The sequence below is a fragment of the Natronococcus pandeyae genome (assembly GCF_008122205.1).
Classification (GTDB): domain Archaea; phylum Halobacteriota; class Halobacteria; order Halobacteriales; family Natrialbaceae; genus Natronococcus; species Natronococcus pandeyae.
Genome location: NZ_PHNJ01000001.1, coordinates 401,330 through 425,098 on the forward strand (window position 1 = coordinate 401,330; position 23,769 = coordinate 425,098).

General features: G+C 64.1%; 21 protein-coding genes and 1 tRNA gene. 9 read left to right on the top strand and 13 right to left on the bottom strand.

Annotated elements, in window-relative coordinates; translation table 11 throughout:
- Positions 1 to 15 precede the first annotated feature (15 nt).
- Positions 16 to 90: transfer RNA gene (locus CV102_RS02050), tRNA-Met, on the top strand.
- 767 nt (positions 91 to 857) lie between these two features.
- Positions 858 to 1,748: a hypothetical protein gene (locus tag CV102_RS02055; protein WP_148856173.1), complete on the top strand. Its 891-nt coding sequence runs from the start codon at positions 858 to 860 to the stop codon at positions 1,746 to 1,748.
- Positions 1,749 to 1,784: 36 nt separating this feature from the next.
- Here the strand turns inward: CV102_RS02055 and CV102_RS02060 are convergent, their stop codons facing one another.
- Positions 1,785 to 2,768: an ABC transporter permease gene (locus CV102_RS02060; RefSeq protein ID WP_187432838.1), complete on the bottom strand. Its 984-nt coding sequence runs from the start codon at positions 2,766 to 2,768 to the stop codon at positions 1,785 to 1,787.
- Positions 2,769 to 2,982: 214 nt separating this feature from the next.
- Between CV102_RS02060 and CV102_RS02065 the strand changes: the two genes are divergently transcribed.
- The 3 genes from CV102_RS02065 to CV102_RS02075 are packed head-to-tail and all read left to right on the top strand — an operon-like array spanning position 2,983 to position 6,559.
- Positions 2,983 to 4,176, top strand: coding sequence for an ABC transporter permease (locus CV102_RS02065; RefSeq protein ID WP_148856175.1), 1,194 nt, complete (start codon positions 2,983 to 2,985; stop codon positions 4,174 to 4,176).
- A gap of 15 nt (positions 4,177 to 4,191) precedes the next feature.
- Positions 4,192 to 5,253, top strand: a complete 1,062-nt coding sequence (locus tag CV102_RS02070; protein WP_148856176.1) for an ABC transporter ATP-binding protein — start codon at positions 4,192 to 4,194, stop codon at positions 5,251 to 5,253.
- On the top strand, positions 5,246 to 6,559 hold the full coding sequence (locus tag CV102_RS02075; RefSeq protein ID WP_148856177.1) for an ABC transporter ATP-binding protein: 1,314 nt from the start codon (positions 5,246 to 5,248) through the stop codon (positions 6,557 to 6,559). The genes CV102_RS02070 and CV102_RS02075 overlap by 8 nt, the downstream gene beginning before the upstream one ends.
- A 25-nt stretch (positions 6,560 to 6,584) precedes the next feature.
- Here CV102_RS02075 and CV102_RS02080 read toward each other — a convergent pair whose 3' ends face one another.
- The 11 genes from CV102_RS02080 to CV102_RS02130 form a co-directional block, all read right to left on the bottom strand.
- On the bottom strand, positions 6,585 to 7,133 hold the full coding sequence (locus CV102_RS02080) for a hypothetical protein (RefSeq protein WP_148856178.1): 549 nt from the start codon (positions 7,131 to 7,133) through the stop codon (positions 6,585 to 6,587).
- 68 nt (positions 7,134 to 7,201) lie between these two features.
- A complete protein-coding gene (locus CV102_RS02085) occupies positions 7,202 to 8,599 on the bottom strand; it encodes an ABC transporter ATP-binding protein (RefSeq protein WP_148856179.1) in 1,398 nt (465 codons plus the stop codon).
- Positions 8,596 to 9,696 carry an ABC transporter ATP-binding protein gene (locus CV102_RS02090; protein ID WP_222863680.1) on the bottom strand — a complete coding sequence of 367 codons (1,101 nt, stop codon included), beginning with the start codon at positions 9,694 to 9,696 and terminating at the stop codon, positions 8,596 to 8,598. The genes CV102_RS02085 and CV102_RS02090 overlap by 4 nt, the downstream gene beginning before the upstream one ends.
- A gap of 2 nt (positions 9,697 to 9,698) precedes the next feature.
- Entirely contained in the window at positions 9,699 to 10,748 is a 1,050-nt protein-coding gene (locus CV102_RS02095; RefSeq protein WP_148856180.1) for an ABC transporter permease, read from the bottom strand.
- Positions 10,741 to 11,697, bottom strand: coding sequence for an ABC transporter permease (locus CV102_RS02100; RefSeq protein ID WP_148856181.1), 957 nt, complete (start codon positions 11,695 to 11,697; stop codon positions 10,741 to 10,743). The genes CV102_RS02095 and CV102_RS02100 overlap by 8 nt, the downstream gene beginning before the upstream one ends.
- A 53-nt stretch (positions 11,698 to 11,750) precedes the next feature.
- Positions 11,751 to 13,709: an ABC transporter substrate-binding protein gene (locus tag CV102_RS02105; RefSeq protein WP_148856182.1), complete on the bottom strand. Its 1,959-nt coding sequence runs from the start codon at positions 13,707 to 13,709 to the stop codon at positions 11,751 to 11,753.
- A 202-nt stretch (positions 13,710 to 13,911) separates the two neighbouring features.
- The gene (gene hpt, locus CV102_RS02110) at positions 13,912 to 14,478 is read right to left on the bottom strand and encodes a hypoxanthine/guanine phosphoribosyltransferase (RefSeq protein ID WP_148856183.1); all 567 of its coding nucleotides are present in this window, start codon (positions 14,476 to 14,478) and stop codon (positions 13,912 to 13,914) included.
- Positions 14,479 to 14,535: 57 nt separating this feature from the next.
- Positions 14,536 to 15,081, bottom strand: coding sequence for a DUF7344 domain-containing protein (locus CV102_RS02115; protein ID WP_233710625.1), 546 nt, complete (start codon positions 15,079 to 15,081; stop codon positions 14,536 to 14,538).
- Between the two features lie 160 nt (positions 15,082 to 15,241).
- The gene (gene coaBC / locus CV102_RS02120) at positions 15,242 to 16,450 is read right to left on the bottom strand and encodes a bifunctional phosphopantothenoylcysteine decarboxylase/phosphopantothenate--cysteine ligase CoaBC (RefSeq protein ID WP_148856185.1); all 1,209 of its coding nucleotides are present in this window, start codon (positions 16,448 to 16,450) and stop codon (positions 15,242 to 15,244) included.
- Positions 16,451 to 16,512: 62 nt separating this feature from the next.
- Positions 16,513 to 18,660, bottom strand: coding sequence for an IucA/IucC family protein (locus CV102_RS02125; RefSeq protein ID WP_148856186.1), 2,148 nt, complete (start codon positions 18,658 to 18,660; stop codon positions 16,513 to 16,515).
- Positions 18,661 to 18,738: 78 nt separating this feature from the next.
- Entirely contained in the window at positions 18,739 to 19,521 is a 783-nt protein-coding gene (locus tag CV102_RS02130) for an NAD(P)/FAD-dependent oxidoreductase (protein ID WP_148856187.1), read from the bottom strand.
- A 139-nt stretch (positions 19,522 to 19,660) separates the two neighbouring features.
- On the opposite strand from CV102_RS02130, the gene CV102_RS02135 reads away from it, so the two are divergent.
- The 4 genes from CV102_RS02135 (at position 19,661) to CV102_RS02145 (ending at position 22,519) form a co-directional block, all read left to right on the top strand.
- A complete protein-coding gene (locus tag CV102_RS02135) occupies positions 19,661 to 20,182 on the top strand; it encodes an SRPBCC family protein (protein ID WP_148856188.1) in 522 nt (173 codons plus the stop codon).
- A gap of 207 nt (positions 20,183 to 20,389) precedes the next feature.
- Positions 20,390 to 21,727 carry a Trk system potassium transporter TrkA gene (gene trkA / locus CV102_RS02140; protein WP_148856189.1) on the top strand — a complete coding sequence of 446 codons (1,338 nt, stop codon included), beginning with the start codon at positions 20,390 to 20,392 and terminating at the stop codon, positions 21,725 to 21,727.
- A 193-nt stretch (positions 21,728 to 21,920) separates the two neighbouring features.
- A complete protein-coding gene (locus CV102_RS26960) occupies positions 21,921 to 22,043 on the top strand; it encodes a hypothetical protein (protein ID WP_267903110.1) in 123 nt (40 codons plus the stop codon).
- Positions 22,040 to 22,519: a response regulator gene (locus CV102_RS02145; protein ID WP_148856190.1), complete on the top strand. Its 480-nt coding sequence runs from the start codon at positions 22,040 to 22,042 to the stop codon at positions 22,517 to 22,519. Before CV102_RS26960 ends, CV102_RS02145 begins: the two co-directional genes overlap by 4 nt.
- Positions 22,520 to 22,549: 30 nt before the next feature.
- Here the strand turns inward: CV102_RS02145 and CV102_RS02150 are convergent, their stop codons facing one another.
- Positions 22,550 to 23,662 carry a M42 family metallopeptidase gene (locus CV102_RS02150; protein ID WP_148856191.1) on the bottom strand — a complete coding sequence of 371 codons (1,113 nt, stop codon included), beginning with the start codon at positions 23,660 to 23,662 and terminating at the stop codon, positions 22,550 to 22,552.
- Positions 23,663 to 23,769: the final 107 nt, after the last annotated feature.

The following is a 23,769-nucleotide window of genomic DNA, read 5'->3' on the forward strand; positions in this document are numbered from 1 at the left end:
GGGTTATGATGTGATAGCGGGATGGGATAGCCAGGAGATTCCGGCGGGCTCATAACCCGCAGATCGGTAGTTCAAATCTACCTCCCGCTATTTTCGAGACGAACAACAACTCCGAGCAGAGCGAGGAGTGCCGTGAGTCTCGAAAATAGTTTAGTGTCGATTTGAAGTAGACGACGAGGGAGCGAAGCGACTGAAGTCGGCGTAGTTCAAATCTACCTCCCCCTATGTTTTGGCGCGAACAAGTTCGTGAGCGCCACTCATAACACGGAGCAGTTTGAATCAGGGAGCAGCTTTGCTGCGACCGTGGTTCAAATCTACCTCCCGCTACTTTTCAGGGATTCAACACCGAACGACGAGCACGGCGAGGAGTGAGTCCTGAATCCGTGGAAGTACTGAGTCAGTTCGAAGGACAACGAGGGTGCGAACTCGGCGTAGTTCAAATTTAGCGCCCACGAGAGCTGTGTTGGAGCCGTCGACGAGAACGGACGTGGACGTGAGACCCGGGTCAGCAGAGCCGCTTCAGCTATCTATGAACTGAAAGTTAGATTTGCTACAGTTTGGACACACGTCCTGGCGCTTTGGGATCGGATCCGTCGCGCTTGCGGCTAACAGAACGAAGTCACAATCGATACACTCGATATAATCTGGCACTGGTCGCACCTACCTATTCTACAGGGATATATTCTACACCCCGTTACTTAGGTCGCCGATCGTGAGACGGTCCGAGGAACCAACTCGAGTTCCCCCTCTCTGCGACCGACCGACGACCGATCCGGCGGCTGTGACGAGTGCCAGGAGCCGACGACGGACAGGATCGAGCCCTCCCGTTTTTGGTCACCGGGTTACAATCGGTTAGCATGACAGATTCGGACCGAGATCTGCTTTCCGTCCTCCGAAATCCGGAGTACACCGGCGAGAACCGGTGTGTCCCGTGTACGATCCTCAACGTTTTGATCGCCGCCGCCGCGAGTGCGCTCGTCGGGATCGTCTCGCGCAGGGGCGGCGTCCTCACCTTCGCAGGATCGCTCGCCGCGATCGCCCTCCGCGGATACCTCGTTCCCGGGACGCCGACGCTGACGAAGCGGTATCTCCCGGAGCGGATCCTCGCAGCGTTCGACAAACATCCCCTCGAGGAACGCCAGCGAGAGGAGCCGGGGCAGTCGACGGAGGGGGAGCCGGAGATCATCGACGAGTTCGAGCGCCAGCAGGAGAGCGCGGTCGATCCCGAGCGGTTCCTCCTCGAGGTCGGTGCCGTCGAGCCGTGTAAAACCCAGGACGACCTCTGTTTCACCGACGAACTCGCGGACACGATCGACGACCGAGTGGCGGGCCTCCCCGAGGAACCGCTCGACCGAGCGCTCGTCGCCGATCTGTACGGTATCGAACCCGAGTCGGTGACCGTCGAGGACCGATCCTACCCCGCCGTCAAGATCGGTCGTCGGATTCACAAGTGGCCCTCGGAGGCCGCGTTTGCTGCCGATATCGCGACCCACCAGGCGCTGTCCGAACTGACCGAGCGCTGGACGGACGTGCCCCAGGCCCAGCGCATCGAACTGCTCGAGGTGCTGCGGTCGTTCCACGACTCCTGTCCGACCTGTGGCGGCCCGATCACGATGAGCGAGGACACCATCGAGTCGTGTTGCCGATCGTACGAAGTGCTCGCGCTCAACTGCGAAGGGTGTTCGGCGCCGCTGCTCGAGATCGATCCGAACGAGATCGGTGGCGCGGACGGCGGAGTCGAGCCCTGAGAGCGTCTACGCTCGCCACGGTCGATCGTGTGTGGGTCAACGGGTTCCGGTGTCTACCCGCGGATCGAGACCGCTGTAGGCGACGTCCTGAACGATGTTCCCGACGATGCCGACTGCGATGATGACCAGCGTACAGCCGAGCACGACCGGGAGATCCCGCAGGTGGATCGCTTCGAAGAGCAACAGTCCGAAGCCGTCGATCCCGAACAGCGACTCGATCACGAAGATGGCGAGGACGAGCAGCGCGAGCACCTCCGTAAACAGCATCGAGAACAGCGGAATCGCTGCGTTTCGAACGATGTGTCTCGCGATACGGATCGGCCCCGCTCCTTTCGCTCGCACGAGGGTCACGAACGCGGCGTTCGAGTACTCGAGTGAGTGTGCACGGGCGTAGCTTACGTACGCGCCGAGTAGCGTCGTCGCGGTCAACGCGATCGGCAGCAGGTGTTCGAACGCCAGGTTCGAGTGAGGTATCCGACCACCGGCAGCCAGCGAGAGCGCCATCCCGCCGATCCAGAAGTTCGGCACTGCAAACAGCAGGTAGGCGGTCCCCGAACCCGATTTCGCGAGTCGCTTCTCGGGACGCAACGCGGCGTACAGTCCGATCAGCATCCCCAGCACGACGGCGATAGCGATCGCCGGGAGAACGTAGATCGCCGTTCGAGCGGTGGCTTCCAGTACCATGGGGAACACGGGCTCGCCGGTCTCGAAAAGTGCCGCGTCCGACTGCGGATCGCTGCCGACGAAAAACGAGTCCCCCCAATCGAGCGTGAGCATGCTCACCATCCAGTCTCCGTACTGCTCCCACAGGGGACGGTCGAGTCCGTGTGTCGCGAGGTAGTCGTCCACGGCGCTCTCGACTTCCTGCTCGCTGGCACCCTGATACCGCATCGTCCCCTCGATTCCACCTTCGACCCAGTCGCGGCTCACGGTGAACGCGACGAACACCGCCGTCAGCACCGCCCACGCAGTGACGGCGCCCAGCGCGATTCGCTTTGCGACGATCCGCAGCACGCTCACGGCACCCACCTCCGGCGCGAAACCGTCAGGTCGAGCGACTGGAATCGCAGACGAGATTCGCGCGAGTCGACGGCTGAACGGGACCGCATTGCCCGCCGATACCGAGTGTCACACGAAAAGCGTATCGGATTTCTGACGCTCTTTGCCCGGCCGATCGGGCCCAATATATAACATAGTTTTATTATATATCGGTCGTACCTTTCGATTAGCTTTCATGAGTGACGCTGGCGATCCACACCGCTTCGAGGAGGTGGAGTGGGACGACCTCGACGGGTCGCGCCAGCTCCTCACCCCGACGCGGGCGGCGGTTCTCGTCGGGCTGGTAGTCGTCGGCTGTGTCTACGCCCTCGAGACCGTCGGTATCGACGTCACCGGCCGCACGTTCGATCGACTCGACTGGGTGATGCTCCTAGGAACGGTCGTGCTCGGCTCGGTCGGGCTGGTACCTGCCGTTCGACACCGGCCGCTGCTGATCCGCCTTCTGCGTCGTCTCTTCGCCCGACCGGCTCACGCGGCTGGCGCGGCGTTCCTGCTGGGACTCTCACTCGTCGCCGTTCTCGGCTCGGTCGTCCTCGGGTCGCCGGATCTCGCCTTCCAGCACCGGTTTCACGCCCCGTACGGCTTTACGAGCGTGAACGGCTGGCACGCGGAGTGCCTCGGAGAGATTACGGAGGGTGAGGGGATCACCCGCTACTGTGACGGGACCGCGGCGTACCCGCTGGGCACGAACCAGCGCGGTCATCCGATGGGCCACCTCCTCGTCGAAGGGGCGCGCGTCACCCTCACCGTGCTCGTCTTTACCGCCGCGTTCGTCGTTCCGGTCGCGACGGTCGTCGGGATCATCGCCGGCTTCCGCGGCGGGGTCGTCGACGACCTGCTGATGAGCTACGTCGACGTCCAGCTGTGTATTCCGGCGATCGTGGTCTTCTTCATCGGCTACATGTACTGGAACGTCTCCTTGCTCCTGTTGCTGGTCACGTTCGGGTTACTCAGCTGGGGCGGGATCGCCCGGCTCGTCAGGAGCGAGACGCTACAACGCCGCGAGGACGGCTACGTGCTCGTCGCACGCAGTCTCGGCGCCTCGCGTTCGTATATCGCGAAACGCCACATCGTCCCCAACATCACGAACACGCTCGTGCCCGCGATATTCCATCTGCTCGCGTTGCTGGTGCTCGTCGAAGCCGGCGTCGCCTTCCTCGGCTTCCACCACATCGAGCTCTACTCCTGGGGATCGACGATGCAGGAGGGGCTCGACCCCCACTTCTCGGGGATCGGTCTCGAGATGCACCCACACGAGATCTGGTGGGTTTCGACGTTCCCTGCGATCGCTCTCACGCTCACGCTCGCGTCGCTCAAACTCGTCGGCGACGGCGTCCGCGACGCGCTCGATCCGCGCGATGATCACTAACAGCCACTGATACCCATGTCGACACGACACCCCTCACCGGGACCAGAACAGGCCGAATCGAACCGCTTACTGTCCGTCAACGACCTTCGAACAGACATCCGGACCGACCAGGGGACGATCCGGGCCGTCGACGGCGTGAGCTTCGAGGTCGGTCGCGGCGAGACCGTCTGTCTCGTCGGCGAGTCCGGCAGCGGCAAGAGCGTCACCTGCAGGTCCCTGACCGGAATTCTCCCCGAGCCACCGGCCGACGTCGTCGGCGGGAGCGTCGAATTCGACGGCCAGTCGCTGCTCGAGGCCGACGACGAACAGCTTCGGCGGATTCGCGGCGACCGGATCGCACACGTCTTCCAGAGCCCACAGAGCGCGCTCGACCCGGTCTACACGATCGGCGATCAACTCGTCGAAGCGATCACGATTCACAACACCGCGTCTGCCGCGCGCGAGCGCGCGATCAATCTTCTCCGACGGGTCGGCATTCCGCGAGCCGACAGTCGGATCGACGACTATCCCCACGAGTTCTCCGGCGGAATGTGCCAACGCGCTGCGATCGCAATCGCCCTCGCGTCCGATCCCGAACTGCTGATCGCCGACGAGCCGACCACGGCCGTCGACGTCACCGTCCAGGCCCGTCTGATCGAACTGCTCAGGGGGCTGACCGACGACGGAACGTCCGTGCTGTTGATCACCCACGACCTGCGGGTCGCCGCTGCCCTCGCCGATCGGTTGCTCGTGATGTACGGCGGAACGATCGTCGAACGCGGACCACTCGAGGAGCTGTTCGACCGCCCGGCACACCCCTACACGCAAGCGCTCTTCGAGAGCTACACCGGCTGCTCGAGTCGCGGCGATCGAACTGCCCGAAGGGACGTTCCGACTGCTGGATGCCGGTTCCGTGCGGAGTGTCGACACGCGGTCGACACCTGTGTGGGTGGCGAGCAGCCCCCGTCGTACGCCGTCGGCGATCGCGAGACACACGGGGTCTCCTGCGTCCATTACGGACCCGACCGGGACCCGACGCCGGTGCTGGCCGACGCCGCCGCGGCGCGGCCCGTTTCGACGGAGGGTGACGATGACTGAACGGACCGCCGGTCACGAGGAGGGCGAGACGCCGCGCGAGGACGAGTCGGCGTTGCTCGAGGTCGAAAACCTCGAGACGCACTTCCCGATTACGGAGGGGTGGCTCCGGCGAGAAACCGGCCGGGTTCGCGCCGTCGACGGCGTCAGCTTCGAACTTCGTCCCGGCGAGGCGTTCGGCCTCGTCGGCGAGTCCGGCAGCGGCAAGACGACGACGGCCCACTCGATTCTCCGACTCGAAGCGGCGACGGGTGGCAAGATCCGCTTCGACGGCGAGCGAGTGACGGAGCTCACCGGCGCCGATCTCCGGCGGTTCAGACGACGAGTCCAGTTGGTCGTCCAGGATCCGAACGACGCGTTCAACCCGCGGATGACGGTCGGCGAGGCCGTCGCCGAACCGCTCGCACTCCACGGAATGGACGACGGCGACCGCCGGCGCGCGATCGTCGCAGACCTCCTCGAGCGGGTCGGGCTCGAGGCCGCCGACGCCGATCGGTTCCCACACGAGTTCTCCGGCGGCCAGAAACAGCGCATCTCGATCGCCCGCGCGCTCGTCTGCAATCCGGACCTGATCGTCGCCGACGAACCGACGAGCGCGCTGGACGGCCGCATCAAGTCGGATATCCTCGCGTTGCTCGACGAACTCCGCCGGGAGTTCGACATCGCGGTGCTGTGTATCAGCCACGACATCGACGTCATCCGCCGATTCTGCGACCGGGTCGGCGTCATGTACCTCGGCAAACTCGTCGAGAAGGGGGTGACTTCGGAGGTACTCGAGTCGCCCGCACACCCCTACACCAGGGTCCTGCTCGGCTCGGTTCCGAGCCTCGATCCGAGCGATCGGGAGTTCGTGCGGCCGCTGACCGAGACCGTTCCGGATCCCGCCGATCCTCCCTCGGGCTGTCGGTTTCACACCCGGTGCCCGGAACTGATCCCGCCGAGCGACGTGGCGCTCTCGAGAGAGTGCTGGCGGACGATCGCTCGGTTTCGTTTCGCCGTCGAGGACGGGCAACTCCCCGAGTCAGTCGCCGTCGAAACGGACGAGTCGTCTGTCGACGAGTCGACGGTTCGTGTGGCGTTCGACCTGCCGTCGACGATCCCGGACGAGACGGTCGACCGCGCCGTCGACGACGCGATTCGGTCGCTCAGCGACGGCGACCTCGAGGCCGCACGGGCGAGACTCGCCGAGGCGTTTCCGACGGTCTGCGAGCGAGCGGAGCCGAATACCGGCGACGAGCGTGAGCGATCGGTTCGGTGTCACCGCTACGACTCGTCGGTCGAGGCTGCGCCCCGTTCGTGGATGCGGTGAGGGCAATAAGAAGAGAGTCGACGCGCTACTCTGCGTCGGGCTCGATGGTGACCGTCGTCTCGTCGTACAACCCCTTTTCGGCGGCGTTCTCGACGTTGAGTCCGGCGCCGATCGTGTGGGTTCCCGGCTCGGCCGACTCCCACTCGTCGTCGGTCACGCGGAAGCGCTGTTGCCACCGCTTCCTGAACTGTTTTCGCTCGCCGCGGTCGAACCTGAACCCGCGGCGCTCGTCCGGTGGATCGTGAAGCGGGACGTGGGACGCCTCGGTGATACCGTCGACCTCCCAGGACCACACGATCGGCGATTCGGTCGTGATCGTGATCGGGAACGGCATCGCGTTTCTCATCGTGACCTGGAACGGGATCGCGGCGTCTGCCGGGTACGTCGACCGCGGCGTCGAGACGTCGATCGAAATCGCTCGGTGGCGGATCCAGTTCGGAACGACGAGACGGCTCAGACTGGTGCTGTCGATCGAGCGCATCGCCTGCGGCGTGACCGACTCCTCTTGCTCCCGCGGAGAGAACGGCTCGTCGTCGTCACGGCGGAGGGCCCCTGACTCGTAGATCCGACGCATTGGTGCGTACAGGGATGTCGAAGACTAAAACGTTCGGATACGATTCGAGACGGTGAAAACGAGGTCCGTCAGTCGTCGGCGACGGCGTCGCCCGTCCCGCCGTTCGACGAGCGGAACTCGCCGTCGACGTACCGGTCGTCGTACAGCAGACACGCGATCTCGTGTGTCTCACCCGTCCGGACGTGGTCCGGATTGTGCACCTCACACGGGGACGTGAACGTCTCGTCGAGCAGTTCTCGAGCGGTCTCGAAGTCTTCCGCGTGGAGTGCGTCGACGACCTGCGAGAGGGTCCGTTCGGCCGTGGAGTCGGATACCACCTCGGGGATGGCGAACTCGTCACGAACCAGTTCACCGAACCGATCGCGGGACACCGCGTTCGGATCGACCCGTTCACCCTGTGTTCCCTCGATTTCGTCCACTGCGGTGATCGACTCGAGTTCGTCGGTGCCCATCACCCGTAGCTTGAGGTCGACGATCGACCGCCAGACGTCCTGTGGCAGGTCGATCTCGTCGGGCGGAATGATGCTGGGACAGCGCGTGTGGAACCGACAGCCCGAGGGCGGGTTCATCGGCGACGGAACCGTTCCGGGCAGGAGGATCTGTTCGCCCTCCCAGAGGGGGTCGGGTTCGGGGATCGCCGAGAGCAGCGCCTCCGCGTACGGGTGGTGGGGCGGCGAAAACACCTCTTCGGTCGTTCCGACCTCCGCGAACTCGCCGAGATACATCACGGCGACGCGGTCCGAGATGTGTTCGACCACGCTCAGGTCGTGTGCGATGAAGATGTAGGAGAGGCCGAACTCCTCCTGGAGGTCCTCGAGCAGGTTGAGGATCTGTGCCTGCACCGAGACGTCGAGCGCGCTGACCGGTTCGTCACAGACAATGATCTCGGGGTCGACCGCGAGCGCGCGGGCGATGCCGATGCGCTGGCGCTGGCCCCCGGAGAACTCGTGGGGGTAGCGGTGGGCGTGGCTGGGGCTCAGTCCGACGGTCTCCAAGAGTTCGTAGATCCGTTCCGTTCGCTCCTCTCCCTCGGCGAGATTGTGGATGTCGAGTGGCTCGCCGATGATGTCGCCGACGGTGAGCCGCGGATTCAGACTCGAGAACGGATCCTGGAAGATGTACTGCAGGTCCTTCCGGAGGTCACGAAGCTCCGAACTCGAGAGGTCGGTCACTTCGATCTCCTCCTGGTGGGACGGGTCGTCGGAGACGCCCCGGTCCTGGTAGTACACCGAGCCCTCCGTCGGTTCGATCAGTCGAAGCAGCGACCGGCCGAGCGTACTCTTTCCGCAACCGGACTCGCCGACGACGCCGAGAGTCTCTCCCTCGTACAGTTCGAGGTCGATCCCGTCGACGGCCTTGACCCACTGCGAGCGTCCGAGCAGATTGTCGAGGAACCCCTCGCTGGTGTCGTAGTACTTTTTCAGGTTCTCGGCCCGCAGCAGGGGCTCTTCGTTCGGTCTCGTCATTTGCGATCACGCTCCGAGTTCGGCGCTGTCGCACCGGCACCGGCACCGGCTTCGGCTTTGGCCGACTCCGAACGGACCTCGACGGAGTAGTCGAGACCCTCCTGCAACTCGCCGGTGTACTCGAGACACGCGGCCGCGCGTTCGGTGTCGGTGCCGGTGACTTTCGTACCGGTTTCCGGGTCGAGCAGGGGCGGCTCCCGTTTCGTACAGGCGTCCTCGGCGTACGGACACCGCGGGTGGAAGCTACAGCCCGGCGGCAACTCGACGAGGTCCGGCATGGTGCCGGGGATGGTCTGCAGTCGCTCCCGCTTGTTGCCAACTCGTGGAATAGAACTCATCAACCCGACCGTGTAGGGGTGTTTCGGATCGTAGTAGAGGTCTTCGACGGGAGCCTTCTCGACCGGCTTGCCCGCGTACATGACCATCACGCGGTCACAGACTTCGGCGACGACGCCGAGGTCGTGCGTGATGAGCTGGATCGCCGTGTCGAACTCGTCCGCGAGCCCCTCGAGTTCCTCCAGGATCTGCGCCTCAATCGTCACGTCGAGTGCTGTCGTCGGCTCGTCACAGAGGAGGAGATCGGGATCACAAGAGAGCGCCATCGCGATGACCGCACGCTGTTGCATCCCGCCGGAGAACTCGTGTGGGTAGTCGGAAAAGCGCGACTCGGCCTCCGGAATTCCGACGGTGTCGAGCAGCTGAATCGTCCGCTCGCGAGCCTCCTCCTCGCCGTAGTCGAGGTGGTGTCTGACCGCCTCGGCGATCTGCTCGCCGACGGTGTAGACGGGGTTGAGCGCCGTCTGTGCGTCCTGGAAGATCATGGCGATCTCGTTGCCACGAACGTCCCGGATCTCCTCTTCGCTCATCTGGAGGAGATCCTCTCCTTTGAACAGGATCTCCCCGCTCTCGATACGGCCCGGACTCTCGATGAGTCGCATCAGCGAGAGCGCGGTAACGCTCTTGCCGGCACCGCTCTCGCCGACGACACCGAACTTTTCGCCGCGTTCGATACGATACGAGAGGTCGTCGACGGCGGTGACGACTCCTTCTTGCGTGTAGAACTTTACCGTGAGATCGTTGACTTCGAGTAGTGCCATAGTTAGCCACCTCCTTGCTGTTCGATGCCCGTTTCCTGGGCGTCGAACGCGTCGTTGATCCCGTCACCGATCATGTTCATCGCCATCACGAACAGAAAGATCGCACCGCCAGGGAAGATGGTCGCCCACCAGGGGATCGCTCCCTCGGGACCCTGGATCAGCGTATCGCGGGTCTGGTCGAGCATCGTCCCCCACTCGGCGCTGCCAGGCGGCATGCCGAGACCGAGGAATCCGAGTGCAGCGACGCCGATGACGACGGTACCGATGTTGAGCGTCGCGACGACGATCATCGGTGGCATCGCGTTCGGAACGATGTGTCTGAAGATGACGGATCGATCACGCGCGCCGAGGGCCTTCGCGGCCATGACGTACTCGTTCTCCTTGACCGTCAGAACCTCCCCGCGGATGAGACGTGCGTACGTAACCCAGCCCGGGAGGGTGAACGCGGCGACGAGTTGCCAGTAACCACCGCCGAGAATCGCGACGATGATCAGCGCCAGGATGAGCGCCGGGAACGCGTAGACCGTGTCGACGATTCGCATCATGATTTCGTCGATCCAGCCGCCGTAGTAGCCGGAGATGGCACCGTAGACCAGTCCGAAGGCGCCGGTGAGCGCGACGACGACGAAGCCGATCGAGATACTGTATCGGCCGCCGTAGAGGATGCGCGAGAACAGGTCACGACCGGAGCCGTCGGTCCCCATCGGATGTGCGAGTGTCGGCGAATCGTAGACCCCCGCGGAGGAATCCGGCGTCATGTACATGATCGTCGTTGGATCGTACGGCGCCAGCGAGAACGGCTGAACCGTCATTCCCACGACCGTGACCGGACGCGCGAAGAGTGCACACAGAGAGAGAATGCCGACGACGAAGAGGCCGATCAGCGCGGACCGGTTGTGCTTGAATCGCTTCCAGGCGCGCCCCAGTCGGCTCTCGGTCTCCGTTCCACTCTCTTCGGTCCATCCGGTCAACGGTTCCCGTTGTCGCACCTTCTCTGAGTCGAATCCGGAAACCTGGATCCGTCCGCGCTCCGTATGTTCGTTGCTAGTCATATCTGATTCTCGGATCGAGTACTGCGTACAGGATGTCTGCCAGCAGATTCGCGATAATGATGAACACGCCAGTAAACAGCGTGATCGCCATGATGAGATTTATTTCTCGTTCGTCGATCGCCGTAATGAACTCTCGACCGAGTCCCGGCCAGTTGAACACCACTTCGACGACGACCGAACCGGCGACGATACTCGCGGTCAGCGTTGCGGCGAGCGTGACGACGGAGATGAGGGAGTTTCGGAGGACGTGCTTGAGGACGACCGTTCGCTCCGGCAGTCCCTTCGCTCGCGCGGCGGTCACGTACTCCTTGTTCATCTCCTCGGCCATCGACGTGCGCATCACGCGCATGATACTCGCCGCGGCCGCGGTCCCGATCGTGATACCGGGCAGTACCAGATACCACAGCATCTCGGGATGGTACAGCGCGTGCCTCGAGGGCGGCAAGACCGGCCACAGTCCGATCCAGAGCGCACCGATCAGGATCAGCATCAGGCCGAGCCAGAAGTTCGGGATCGAGATGCCCGAGAGGGCGAGGAACCGGCTGGCGGTGTCGGCGAACTCGTCCTTGTTGATGGCCGCGTAAATCCCGGTGGGGATCGCGATCACGAGTCCGAACGCCCAGCCGAACAGACCGAGGGCGATCGTCTCGGGGAGACGCGTCATCACGACCTCCGAAACGTCGCGGCCGGAGCCGATGACTTCACCGAAGTCACCGGTCAACACGTTCCCCATCCAGGTCAGGTACTGCTCCCAGATCGGTCCGTCGAGACCGTACCGGGCGCGTAGCTGGGCCTCTTCGGCCGCCGTTACGTTCGGGTTCATCGCAACCATCTGGGCGATCGGATCACCCGGCGTGAGGTGTACCAGCGAGAACGTAATCACTGAGACACCGAACAGGATCGGGATAATCGACAACAGTCGTTTCAGTATGAAACGTCGTAAGCTCATGGTAAGATCATATCTCTTGCACGAAAGACGGGAAACGGCGCGGTACGACGACCTTACTCGAGGTCGTGGTCTTCGATGACTTCTTCGAGCAGTTCCGCGGCAGCTTCGGGGTCGTACTCGTTGTACGGCCGAATCTCGTCTTCGAGTGCGTCGGCGTCGACGGTGCCGGCCTCTTCGGCGAGTTCAGGCAGGTCGGTCCAGGCGGGACGCGCCCAGCCGTTCAGCACGTGCTCGACGATCTGTTCGCGGGGGACGAGGTGGTTGATGGCCTGACGGAGTCGCTCGTCGTCCCAGGGCATCTCGTCGTCGGCGGAGTGGACCGGGTACTGAATGTACTCGTACCCGCCCGCTTCGACGGATTTGACGACGTAGTCGCCGGAGTCGTCGAACTCGTCGAGGTCGGCCGTGGAGAGGCCGTACGTGATGTCGATCTCGTCGTTCTGCAGCGCGGCGGAGCGACTCGAGTCGTCCGGAACGATCCGCAGATCGATCTCGTCGATGACGGGACCTGCTGGGAAGTCCTCGGGACCGTCGAACCACTCCTTCTGCTCGAGACCGAGCTCTTCGAGCCAGTAGTTGTCGTTCTTCGTGTACTCGACGTACTCTTCGTCCGAGAACTCGCTGAACTCGTAGGGACCGGTACCGATCGGTTCGACGCCGTCGTCTCCCCGTGGATCGAGGTCGCCGCCCTCGAGATCGGCCTGCTCCATCGAGTGAATGTAGATGCCGGGGAGCTCCCGCTCGGCCTCGGCGTCGGGAATCTGCGCGTAGAGGTAAACCGTGTTGTCGCCGTCCGCTTCGGCGTGGAGCAGCGAGTCGAACGTCTGTGCCTCGAGGTCCGAGTTGTAGTACCGCTCGACGGTCGCGATGACGTGCTCGGACGTGAACTCTTCGCCGTTGTGGAACTCGATACCCTCGTGGAGGTCGTAACGGAACCGCATCCCGAAGGTGCCGTCGTCGACGGCTTCCTGGGCGTCGTCGGGAAGGAGGACGCGAACTTCGTCGTCTTCGACCGGGTCGTCCTCGGGGTGACGAACGATAATCTGTTCGTCGGTGTCGAGGATTCCCTCCTCGTCCGCCTCGACCGAGGTCATGTAGTCCTCGTAGTCAAGTCGCTCGACGTCGTTGGTCTCCTCGAGTTCGTAGTCTTCGGCGAGCCATGGGTAGAGGTTGCCCTCCTTGTCACTCCTGAGGAGCTGTTCGAAGACGAACTCCTGTGCGAGCGTCGAGGTCGTGTCGGTGCTGTACGGCGGGTCGAACGAGTCGACGTTCGCACCGACGGCGCCTCGGAGGGTCCCACCTTCCTCGAGGTCAGAGACGTCGGTCTCTCGCGGATCGGCGTCCTCGTCCATCCACATGACCTGCTCGTCCTGCGGGGCGTGTAGCCCGTAATTGAAGATGCCCTCGCTGAACGGGTACATGTTGAACCCGTGGACGTTGTTGTTCGTCACGCCTGCGACGAGGTCGAAGTGCGTGATCGAACTGTAGCGGTTCTCGGCGAGATGCGTCCAGACCTCGTCGTAGCGCTCGCGACGAAGGTCCTCGTCTCCCGAGACCTCGACGCCGTACCGGGCGTCGTCGAGCAGGTCGTCGAGTTCGGAGTCGTCGATTCCGACGAGGTTACAACACTGACCGTGGTTCGTACTGTGGTGAAGTGCCTGACAGAAACTCTCCGGATTGAACGTCCCGGAAAGGCCGATACAGGGGACGTTCCCGCTCTCGGCGTACTCGAGGTCCATCACGCGCTCGATGTAGTTGTTCCACTCGTAGGTCTCGATCTCCGTACTGAAGTACCCCGAATCCTCCAGTGACGTGGAGATCAGTTCGACCATCTGCACTCGGTCGTCGTTGTCGGCGTTCACTTCGAGCTGAACGTGGAATGTGGGATCGCCATCTTCCCCATCCTCGCCACCGAGACATCCAGCAACTGCTGCGATACTAACTCCACCAACCCCTTGAAGCAACTGTCGTCGATCGACGTTAAGGGAGGACTGCTTGTGATCCTGCACCATGAACTTTCGTGTGTAGGGGAGGTATATATAGGTATTGCTTCATGACCAAGCAATACTTACCCCGTCTAATTAGATGTTACTGGCGCGGACCAGTGTCCAGAATTTCCTCGGATCGAATACGAGCGTTCGAAACGACCCGTTACTCGTTGAAGAAACAGAGAACCGATTTAGGAGTTTTGTAGAGAGCTATCGGAAGGGTAACCTAATCGCCCTCTTCGTCGACGATCACGACTTCGCCGTCGACGACGTCGACGTTGATCAGCGTCTTGACGTCGTAGCCGGCGTCGTCGACCTTGTTCTCGCCGCCGACCTTCTTGATGACGGCGACCGTGTCGATGACCTCGGCGCCGATGCCGTCGAGCGCTTCGAGCACGGACGCGAGCGTACCGCCCGTCGAGAGCACGTCGTCGAGGACGAGCACGCGCTCGCCCTCCCGGACGTCGTTGATGTACATCTCGTTCTCCGAGTAGCCCGTCTTCTGGGAGATTGCGACCTCGTCTTCGAGACCGTACTGGCGCTTCCGGATGACGGTCAGCGGAATGTCCGTCATCAGGGAGACGGCCGTCGAGATGTGGATACCCATCGCCGCCGGAGTGACGATTCGGTCGACTTCCTCGAGATCCGCCTTGCGGATGATGCGGATGACGATCTCGCGCAGCAGGGTCGGGTCGAGTTTCGGGACCCCGTCGCTGATCGGATGGACGAAGTAATGATACCCGTTTTTCTCGATGATGGGCGCCTCGAGAAGCGACCGCTTCAACTGGTCCATGTCGTGGGTGAGTTGGTACTGGAGTAAAAGTTGACGATACGTATCGGAGCGCGTTTGTCAATCGTCCACGCGGTAACTGAGCTCCGGCGGCTGGTCCCCGTGCCCGAGTCGCATGTGCCGCTCGTGGTAGATGTGCACGGCCGCCGTTACCGTGAATACGGCCGCGATGACCCCCGCCCAGGCGAGATCCGAGAGGACGGTAAACACCGGGACGTCGAGCCACAGTCCGGCGACGAGCGCACAGCTAATCGCTCCGAGCGAGAGGTACAGTTCGCGCCAGGCGAACTCCCGGCCGGGGACGATCTCGAGGTAGACGCTAATCTCTTGGGTGCGCTCGGTCGGTCCGATCACGCCCTGATCGCTGTCGAAGGTGAGGATTCCCGCCTGGTCCATCTTCGGGAGATGGGTCTGCTGAAGCGTCGTGTAGACTCGTTTGCGTTGTTCGGGCGTGACGCCCTGGAGGGTGGTCTCGTACTCCCAGGCTGCGATCTGCTGGGCGAGATCCCCGAGTTCGACCGGCCGTCCGTCCTGTTTCAGGTAGTGCAAGACGTATCGGCGCCGCTGGTTGCGAAGAACTTCGAATATCTCTCCCTTGGAGAGCATCTCGTCGTCACTATCGTCGGCATCGTCGGTTCGTTGTTGCTGAGCCACGGGAGATCACCTCGGTAGACGAGTCGAATCCGACCGCAAATCTGCTCGGACAGCTACTAATTTGGGGCATGAACCCCACCTATATAATTCTCTTGACGGCCGTCGAAGGCCGTTACGCCCCCGGTTCACCGTCGCCCAGAACCGCCGCGATCGAGTCGACGATCTCGAAACTCAGCCCCGATTTGCTCCCCTCGTACCGCGCGGCGTCCGCGTCGTGGACCAGCAACGCACGCGTCCGGTCCGAACCCATGACGCTCGCGTCGTTGGCGACGACGAACGCGAGGTCGGTCCGCTCGAGCGTCTCCCTCGCCTGCTCGATCATCGCCTCGTCGTCGCCCGAGGTCTCGGTCTTGAATCCGACGATGGGCAGGTCGGGGTGGTCCGCACGGATCTCGTCGATGAGCTTCGGCGTGGGCTCGAGTTCCAGCGTGCGTTCCTGCCCGGATCGGATCTTCTCCGAGCTGGCGTCGACGGTGTAGTCACCGATCGCGGCGACCGACACCAGCGCGTCGGCGTCGGTACAGGCGTCGGCCGTCGCCTCGAGCATCTCCGCGGCGCTCTCGACCTGCCGTAACTCGGCGTCGCTCACGTCCGCGACTGCGGACTCTTCCTCGAGCGGCCGCGGACCGACGACGCCGTGAACCAGCGTCACGTCGGCGCCGCGAACGGCACAGGCCCTGGCGACGGCTCGCCCCATCTTCCCCGACGAGCGGTTCGTCAGCACGCGAACGGGGTCGATTTCCTCGCTCGTCGCGCCGCTCGTGACGACGACGTGCTGTCCCTCGAGCGGTCGGTCGCCGACCGCCCGGGCAACGGCGGTGACGATCGCCGCTTCGCTCGCGATCTTCGCCTTCCCCTCCTCGAGTCGCGGGTCGACGAACTCGACGCCCCACTCTTCGACGGTCTCGATCGCCTCGAGCACGCCGGGGTGGTCGTACATCGGTTCGTGCATCGCCGGCGCGATCACGACCGGCGTGTCGGCCCCGAGCGCGGTCGTCGCACACGTCGTGACCGGCGTGTCGTCGACCGCACCCGCGATCTTGCCGACCGTGTTTGCCGTCGCCGGCGCGATCAGGAAGACGTCGGCCCAGCCGTCGTACCCGCAGAGGTCGACGTGCTCGACGCGTCCCGTGATCTCCGTGACGACGTCCTCGTCCGTGGCGAACTCGACGGCCCAGGGGTGGATGATCCCCTGCGAACTGCCGGTCATCACGCCCCGGACCGCGGCACCGTGGCGTCGCAACTCGTGGGCCAGCTCGACCGTCTTCACGGCCGCGATCGATCCCGTCACCCCGAGCGCGACGTTGACTCCCTCGAGCATTCGTCTGGTATTCTCTTTCGGGGTATGTTAAGCGTAGCGAGCCATCGTCGCCTCGAGCGGGACTACGGATCGATCCGTCGCCGTCCCGCCTCGGAGAGCGGGTTCGACACCTCGCTGGTCACGTACTCGTGGCGCTTGCCGCGGAGGCGCATCGCCGTCAGCGCCTTGTGCGACGTCGATTCAGCGAACAGTGCGCGCTCGTCGCGCCGAATCCGATCTTCGGGAGCCGTCCCCTCGGCGCGGATCGTCCTGAAGGCTCGCTCGCACTGCTCGCTAATTCGTGCCCAGCAGTCCCGTTCGTCGACCGAAAGTTCGTCGGCGATCGTCGCGACGAGTTCGGCGAGGTGGTTCTGGAAGAGCGCGTAGTACAGCTTCCGGTAGAGCTCCTGTTCGTTGTCGGCGTCGAGGTCCGAGTCGGGATACGGCTCGAGCGAGAGCCCGTGATCGGCGAGCCGTTCCCGGTGAATTCGAATCCCGCCGAGATCACGGACGAGGGTCGCGGTCGGGCGCGCGTTCTCGGCGTCGAAGACGACCAGGCTGTTCTGGAGGTGGCTCTCGAGGGCGACGCCGTACTCGCTCAACAGGAACAACTGCTCGGGAACGACGACGCTGGCGTACTGCTCGACGAACGCGAGCGACGCTTTGTCCGTGCGTTCGGCGCCTATCGTCTCCCCGTACCGATCGATCAACTCACAGACGAGCGGCCGGCCGGAGGTCGGTGCGTTGGCGACGAGACTCGAGGCCACCACCGGAGACGATCCCTCGTCCACGAGCGGGTGCGCCGACGGGTTCGTCCGGAGCAGTCCCGAGAGGTGCCGGGCGTCGTCGAATCCGTCGCCGCTCGGGTGGGGTCCACCCGGCGGATAGTAGCAGGTCGCCGCCGGTTCGGAGAGCAACCCGAGCGTCTCGAGTGACTCCCGCGTCTCGATCGCTCGAACGACGTCGGTCACCTGCGGCCCGTTCGTCACGGCGTGGGGCGACAGCGTCCGAACGACGTTCGTCGTCTGGACGGGAATCGCGAGTTTGAGGTGGGGAAGCGGCCCTCTTGCGGTACGTTCGGTCTCGTACGGGACAACCGTTCGGAGGTTGAGCTGGGGCGTCGCCGGCTGCGTGTACTCGGGAATCGGAACGACCCGTCCGTCAGCCCGCTGGCGGGCGTAGCGATCCGGGAACGTCCAGTGGTACTGCAGCGGATGGATGGGGACGATAGCGTACTCCTCCCGCGCGCGACCTGCGGGAATCGCGCGCTCGAGTGCGTCCTCGAGTCCCGCGAACGTCGCGTACAGTCGGTCGGTCAACCGATCGGCGTCGTCCGCGCGCGTCTCGAGGGCGTACTCCCTGTCGACGGCGACGAACCGGAGGTCGATCCGGTCGGTGAACTCCGGCGCGTAGGCGAGTCCGCCGGCGGCGTTCATTCCGCGCCGGATCTTGCCGGCAGGGTGGAAGGGGTGGCCGTCGGTGACGATCCGCTCGAAAGCGGTGGCGGGATCGGCGGCCGAGACGCCGATCTGGATCGTCTCGAGGATGGAGTCGGTCGACTCGTCGGTCTCGTTCCGAACCTCCTGCGAGTGGACGCGGCTGGCCAGCCGCGCCAGCGCGAGGTTGGCGGCGCTCTCGGCCACCTCCTCTCGGATCCGCTCGGCCTGGTCGGCATCGCTGAACGCGCCCTCGCGCTCGAGCAGCGGGACGAGTTCGATCGGATGCGTAATCGTTCGTCGGTCGCCCTCGTCGAAGTTCGTCTCTGTCCCGGATTCCGTCTCGGATCCGTCGATCCACCGCTGAACCGGCCCGACGAACCGGAACCGGTCGTAGCCGTGTCGTGCCTCGATTGGAACCACCAGAAGCGTCCCGGAGCCGGGAAAGAGAAGGAGCCCGAGCCGGCGACAGCGGTCCGGCAGCGGCTTCACGAACGAGCGCAGCCGATCGGCGTCGAGGCCGTCGAACGACGCCAGGCTCTCCGGAAGATCGGACGACGCAGGTTCGACGAGGCGAGGGGTAGGAAGCCCCTCCGGTTTCCCCCGGAGGATTCCGTGGACGAACCGGCGGAGAATATCGCGTCGGGCGTCCTCGAGGACCTCGAGATACGCCGCTTCCGCCGGCGTCTCGAGGTCGTGGGTTCGCGCGTATCGGGTAGCCGCACCGAGTGCGTCCCGCTCTGCACTCGTTCGGAGGTATCCCGGCTCGCGATCGCGTCGGGTCGGTTCCGTCATCGATATTTTTCCCTCACCGCGAGCCGTCATAACTTCCCAGGACACGATATAGCGGACGAAGACGTTCTCGGATCGCGGTCAGTCCCGATCGACGCTCGGGTGCATCGTCGGCCGTTCGTCGAGCGGCTCCGCGAGAGCTTCGAGCATCGTCTCTCGCGCTCGCTCGTCTCGAGCCCGCCGTTCCTCATCGTTGATCTCTTCGCAGCCGGGCGGCACCTCCCGCCCGCGGTCGGTGAAGTATCCCTCCGGGACGACCCAGTCCTGGTAGAAGTTCGCGTCGGAGTCGTGGATCACCGCGAAGCCGACTTTCGCGCCGTGGCCGGCGGCGATGATCGCCTGGTGGGGTTCGTCCGCGATCCGGCCCGCGGCGTAGACGCCGTCGACCGCCGTCCGTCCGCCCTCGTCGACGCTGACGAAGTGTTTGTTCCCGCGCTGTTTCCGGCCGACGTCGAGCGGTTCGAGGAAATCACTGTTCGGCCAGGAGGCCGCGATCACTCGCCGCGCCTCGAGCGGTTCGCCGGCCTCCGTTTCGAGGACGAACCCTTTCTCGAGATCGGTCTCGACGCCGGGTTCCCCGGCTTCTCGCGATTCCGACGGAATCGCGCTGTCGACCGGCTCGACGCGGGTCACGCGTCCGAGTTCGAACGTGGACCCCTCATTTCTGGCCTGCTCTCGGGTGAGCTGGAGGTAGCGACGGGCGTCGATGCCGTTCGGGAAGCCGGGGTAGTTCTCGAGACTGGCGTTGCGTTCGAGGATGGACTCGCCGCCGTCGACGACGAGCGTCTCGAGTCCGGCGCGTGAGGTGAAAATCGAGGCGGCGAGGCCGGCCACGCCCCCGCCGACGATACAGACGTCTCGCATAGGCGGCCGTTACCGGCGCGTCGTATAGAAGGTTGGCAACCGCACGCGACGACGGCGTGTCGGGCGCGACGGGCGTCCGATCGCAAATCGTGAGTCTCCGAATGGTAATCCTTACTATCGGAGACCGTCTACCCCGTACGTGGACAGGATCCTGCTCAGTACGGTCGCCCACCGCCCTCCGGAGGACGTGTTTCCGTACGTCCGGTCGTTCGCCGACTATCCACGGTATACGGAGCACCTCGAGGAGGTGCGCGTTCACGGCAACGGCGACGTCGGCTCCGTCTACGACCTGCGGGTCGCCTGGTGGAAGCTCAGCTACACCGCCCGTTCGAAGGTGACCGCGATCGACGCGCCCGAGTCGCTCGAGTGGCACCTGCTCAACGACGTCGACGCCAGGGGAACGTGGCGCGTCGAGCCCGAACCCGAGGCGGCTCCCGACGGCGTCGAGACGGCGAGTCGAATCTACTTCGAGGCGGTGTACGACCCGTACTCGGCGGACGAGAGCGCGCTCTCACTGCCGCGGTTCGTCTCGCTGGACTGGGTCGTCCGGAAGGTCGAACCCCGGATCGTCGACGAGGCCGAAACCGTCGTCCAGCGGCTGGTTGCCGACATCGAGGGCGAGCGCCGCGACGTGGAGCTAACGGTTCACGAGATGCCGTAGGCGGTTCATACGGACTGCTGTAAGTCCTTTCCGGAGCAACCGCGAGCAGTCCTGCGGTTGCTCCGGTAAACAGTTACAGTAGACCGTATCAGCCGTCCGTCGCGGGGCGAACGCACTTTTCGCCCGGTGTCGTACTACGGGTATGAGGACGTTCGATGGACGGCTACGACCACGGGAGACACACCGGCGATTTCGGGTGAGCAACTCGTGTACGTAATCATCGTCGGTGCGGGTGAGGTCGGGACGAACATCGCCGAGAGCCTCGACGACGATCACGAGGTCGTCGTGATCGACACGGACGAGGACCGCGTCGAGGAGATCACCTACTCCCACGACGTGCTGACCGTCGAGGGCGACGGAACCTCGCTCGAGACGCTCGAGGACGCGGGCATCGCGGATGCGGATATGGTCATCGCGAGCACCGACGTCGACGAAACGAACATCATCATCTGTGGAGCCGCGAAAGTCGTCGACGACCCGTTTACTATCGCCCGGATTAAGAGGACCAAACTGTTGCGGACCTGGAAGCGGACCGAAGAGGCCTTCGGCGTCGACTCCATGGTCTGTACCAACCTCCACACCGCGGAGACGATCGTCCGGATCGCCGGATTGCCGAACGCACACGACGTCGAAACCTTCGCGAACGGCGTCGTCCACATGGCCGAGTTTCCGGTCGGGGCCGATAGCCCGGTCGCCGGTCAAACCGTCTCGGAGGCCGATCAGTTCGAGTCACTCACCTTCGCGGCGCTGTTTCGCGGCGAGGAGGTCGTCGTCCCGACGGGCGAGACGCGCATCCGGGAGGGTGACCGGGTCGTCGTCATCGGTTCTCCGGAGAGCGTCCGCGAGTTCGCCGACGCGTTGACGTCCGAGCCGATACTTGGGGACGCCGACGATATCGTCATCATCGGCGGGAGCGAGATCGGCGCGCAGACGGCCCGGCTGTTCGGGGCCGAGGGACTCGAGCCGCGATTGATCGAACACGACTCCCGTCGGGCGCGAGAACTGGCCGAAGACCTGCCGGACACGCTCGTCCTCGAGAGCGACGCGACCGACATCGACTTCCTCGTTCGCGAACACGTCGACGAGTCGGACGTCGTCGTCGCCGCCCTGCGAAGCGACGAGCGCAACCTCCTGGTGTCGCTGCTCGCGAAACGGATCGGAGCTGAACGGACGATCGGCGTGGTCGAATCCGCGGAGTACGTCGATCTCTTCGAAACGGTCGGGATCGACGTCGCGATCAACCCGCGGCTCGTGACGGCCGAAGAGATCACTCGCTTCACCCGCGAGTACCGGACAGAGAACGTCGCGATGCTCGAACACGATCGCGCGGAGGTCCTCGAGATCGAGGTCGACGAGGGGAGCCTGCTCGCTGGGAACCGAATCCGCGACGTGATCGCGGACCTACCGGACGGTGTCGTCGTCGGTGCAATCACCCGCGACGGGAAGTTCGTCACGCCGCGCGGCGAGACGGTCGTCGAACGCGGTGACCACGTGATCCTGTTCCTCGAAACCGCGGCGCTCGCCGAGGTTACACGGGCGTTGTGACTCGCTTTCCTCGCTGTCGGTCGGGCCGTCATGGCCGTGTCCAAATACTACCGTGAGTACTCAGCGTCCGGTGTTCGATTCTCTCAGCGAGTCGGTGTACTCTGAACACCGTCGCCGTCATCGAGCGAACGTATATAAAAACGCTACATAGGTAGTCACTATTCTCATCCTCTCCAGTATCGTCCGAACTGATATGGAACACCCGAGCCAGCCACGACTGACGAGTCTCGAGCAGGACCACGCTCCCACCGTCTTCGGTCCGCAGTCGGTGTCCGTCGACTGGCAGGCGACGGTCACTACGTGGACGGGGCGATGACCGATCGAGACGCGTCGGACCGAGAGCCCGATTCGTCGGACGAGGGACGGACCGTCAACGCCGACATCCTCCTCGTCGAAGATAACCCCGGTGACGTCAGGTTACTCCGGGAGGCGCTCGAGGCCACCGAGATCCCACACCGGCTCCACGTCGTCACCGACGGGAGCGACGCGCTCGACTTCGTCTATCAGCGAGAGGGGTTCGACGACGTCTCGCAACCGGATCTGATCCTCCTCGATCTGAACCTGCCCCAGACCGACGGCCACGAGGTGCTGAACGAACTGAAGTCGGATTCCCAACACGGCCGCATTCCGATCATCGTCCTCTCGAGTTCGAGCGAGGAGGGAGACATCCGACGCGCCTACGCGGCCGGGGCGAACGCCTACCTGACGAAACCCGTCGATCCGAACGAACTCGTCGACCGGGTCGAACTGATCGAGACGTTCTGGTTCTCGCTCGCTCATCTGCCGGAGTAGCCGGTCCTCGCTCTCGACTCTCCCGTGAGATTACAACGTGTAATCGTGCTCGCCGTCCTCGGTCGCGAGGAACGCCTCGAGGAGGTCGATCGTGGCCGCGATATCGTCGACGTGGGCGGTCTCGGTCACGGTGTGAAGGTATCGGGTCGGAATCGAAATCGCACCGACGGGTTTCGCGCCGGCGGTGTTCTGGAAGCCGGCGGTATCGGTGCCGCCGGCGGGCATGATCTCGAGTTGATAGTCGATCTCCTCGTCCTCGGCGACGGCCTTCAGTCGGCGGTGAACCTTCGGGTTCGTGATGACGCTCGAGTCCTTGAGCTTGATCCCGGCACCCTCGCCGAGGTCGGTCACGTGTTCGCCGTCGTCGAAGCCGGGGACGTCGTTGGCGATGGTGACGTCCAGCGCGATCGCGAGGTCGGGATCGACGTCGACGCCGAGCGCGTTCGCGCCGCGCAGGCCGACCTCCTCCTGGACCGTCGCACAGAAGTGGATCGTGACGTCGGGGTCCTCGATCCGGCGGGCCGCCTCGAGCATCGCGAACAGGCAGACGCGGTCGTCGAGCGCCTTCCCGGTGATCGTCTCGCCGACGCGCTCGGTCGTCTGGTCCATCGTGACGAGGTCGCCCCGAGAGATGCGCTCGGTCGCCTCCTCGTAGGGGAGGCCGACGTCGACGGTGACGTCCTCGACCTTGGGCGTCTTTTCGCGCTCCTCGTCGTCTAAGGTGTGTGGCGGCGGCGATCCGATCACGCCGGGGAGGTCGCCGTCCTCGGTGTGTACCGTCACGCGCTGGGCCTTGAGAACGCGTGCGTCCCAGCCGCCGAGGGCGTCGAGTTCGACGAAACCGAAGCCGTCGTCGGTTCCGCGGACGTTCCTGACCATAAAGCCGATTTCGTCCATGTGGGCGGCCACAGCGACGGAGTACTCCGAGGCGCCCTCGAGCGACTCGTCGGACTCCGTCTGACTTTCCGTGGAGCGTGGCTCCACGGTACCCACGACGTTCCCCATCGCGTCGGTTCGAACGCGGTCGACGCTGTCCTCGAACTCGCGAACGACGAGTTCGCGGATGCGATCCTCGTAGCCGGGGACGCCGCTCGTCTCGGTGAGCTCCTCGAGAAGTTCGGTATCGAACGAAAGAGAGTCCATACTCGCACGTGTGTCCGAGAGTATGATAAACGCGTGGAAAGCGATCGGTACAACCGTGTGAAAAGCGATCGGCTCGTGCCAACAAATAAATTCGGAACGGAGTAAAT